The sequence below is a fragment of the Pseudomonas fluorescens genome (genome assembly GCF_902497785.1).
GTDB classification, from domain to species: Bacteria; Pseudomonadota; Gammaproteobacteria; order Pseudomonadales; family Pseudomonadaceae; genus Aquipseudomonas; species Aquipseudomonas fluorescens_BO.
The window spans coordinates 1-1,659 of sequence record NZ_CABVHK010000061.1; the positions used below are offsets into that span (position 1 = coordinate 1).

2 protein-coding genes and 2 tRNA genes are annotated in these 1,659 nt (G+C 59.3%); all 4 read right to left on the reverse strand.

Annotation, left to right across the window (positions count from 1 at the left end; all coding sequences use genetic code 11):
* The coding region (locus tag F8N62_RS31365) for an alpha/beta hydrolase (RefSeq protein ID WP_150714203.1) at positions 1–501 on the reverse strand (501 nt) is incomplete at its 3' end.
* A gap of 31 nt (positions 502–532) precedes the next feature.
* Positions 533–1,072 (reverse strand): TetR/AcrR family transcriptional regulator, encoded by a 540-nt coding sequence (locus F8N62_RS31370; protein WP_008028313.1) that lies wholly within the window; start codon positions 1,070–1,072, stop codon positions 533–535.
* Between the two features lie 184 nt (positions 1,073–1,256).
* Positions 1,257–1,332: transfer RNA gene (locus tag F8N62_RS31375), tRNA-Glu, on the reverse strand.
* Positions 1,333–1,411: 79 nt separating this feature from the next.
* Positions 1,412–1,487: transfer RNA gene (locus F8N62_RS31380), tRNA-Ala, on the reverse strand.
* Positions 1,488–1,659 lie beyond the last annotated feature (172 nt).

Here is a 1,659-nt window from a genome sequence, read left to right on the forward strand (position 1 = left end):
GAGAATCCGCGCCGGCGCGGCGATCGTCACCAGGGTTTCAGTGCGCAGGCCCAGTTGTACGGCAAGCATGGCACTGGCGCCGCCCATGGAGTGACCGATGACGGCTTGCAGCGGCGGCAACTCCGCCGCGGCCTCCAGCATGGCTCGGGCGAACAGCACGACGTTCGCTTCGCTACCGGGCGAGCGACCATGCGCCGGGCCGTCCAGGGCGACCACGGTGTAACCGGCATCCACCAGCGCCGTGATCAGGCTGGCAAATTGCGTCGGCCGGCCTTCCCAGCCGTGCATCAGTAACACTGCCGGGCCTTGTCCCCAGCGCAGCGCCGAGAGGCCAAAGCGCAAAGTGATGCGTTCGGATTTCGCCAATAACGGCAATTCCCAATCACGCGGCGGCAGATCCCGCGGCGTCATGAACGCCAGTCGCATTTTGCTTGCGACCAGTTTCGGTGCAAACCAGCCCAAGGTGCCATTAACGCCACGAACCCACTTCAACGTGCTCATCGCTCTCACTCCTCAGGCCACTGCCTTCAGGTCATAGCACCGCCGATTTGGCGGCGCGCAGCAATCGATCGGACAACTCTCCCGGCCCCAGCGCCCGTGCCAGAGCCAGACCACCGACCATCAAGGCCATATCGGCCAAGGCTTTGTCGGTGTCTTCCGGGCTGGCCGCCAACTGCGCGACCATCATTTCCACATGCTCATTCAACGCCACACGAAACGCGTCCGGCAGACGCCCCAACTCGCCGACCGAGGCCGGAATCGGGCAGGCCGACTCAGAAGAATCCCGGTGTTTGCGTGACAGGTAGAACGCGGCGACCAACGCGCGACGCTCCTCGCCGGTCAATTCGGCGTCCATGTCGGCGATCAAGCCACGGCGGTGACCGAGCAGTTGCTTGAACGCTTCCAGCATCATTGCGTCCTTGCTTTCGAAGTGTGCGTAGAAGCCGCCGACCGTCAGGCCAGCCGCGCCCATCACTTCGCCCACACTCGGCTCGGCCGGGCCGCGCTGAATCAGCGCTGCGCTCGCGGCCTTGAGGATGCGTTCGCGGGTTTGAGCTTTTTTATCGTTCATCGTTGCCTCCGAATATTACGACTAGAATATTATTCTCATAATAATTTTCCGCAAGTCGTGAATGTGACCGCTGGTCTGAAGTGCAGTGTGAGAGAAAATGAGGGATTTGGCCAAATGCCAGACAAACAAAAGGGCCATTCAATAATTGAATGACCCTTATAAAATCCCGCAGAGCGGGTAATCGTGGCGTCCCCTAGGGGACTCGAACCCCTGTTACCGCCGTGAAAGGGCGGTGTCCTAGGCCACTAGACGAAGGGGACGCAAACCCTTCTATACAACAGATCAGCACTGAGTGTTGATCGCTTCAAGGCCGGTGTGGCCAGACCTTGAAGTGTAAATTGGTGGAGCTAGACGGGATCGAACCGTCGACCTCTTGCATGCCATGCAAGCGCTCTCCCAGCTGAGCTATAGCCCCTCATCGCTGAGGACGGGGCGAATCTTAATGGCGCATCGGAAACGTGTCAAATTTATTTTTAACTATTTCCAAAGTTTTTTGCCGACATAACAATCACTTACCGCCCTCCCCCGTAAATTCGGGCCATTAGGCGAAGAACGCAGGCCCCGTAGGAGCTGGCGAAGCCTGCGAT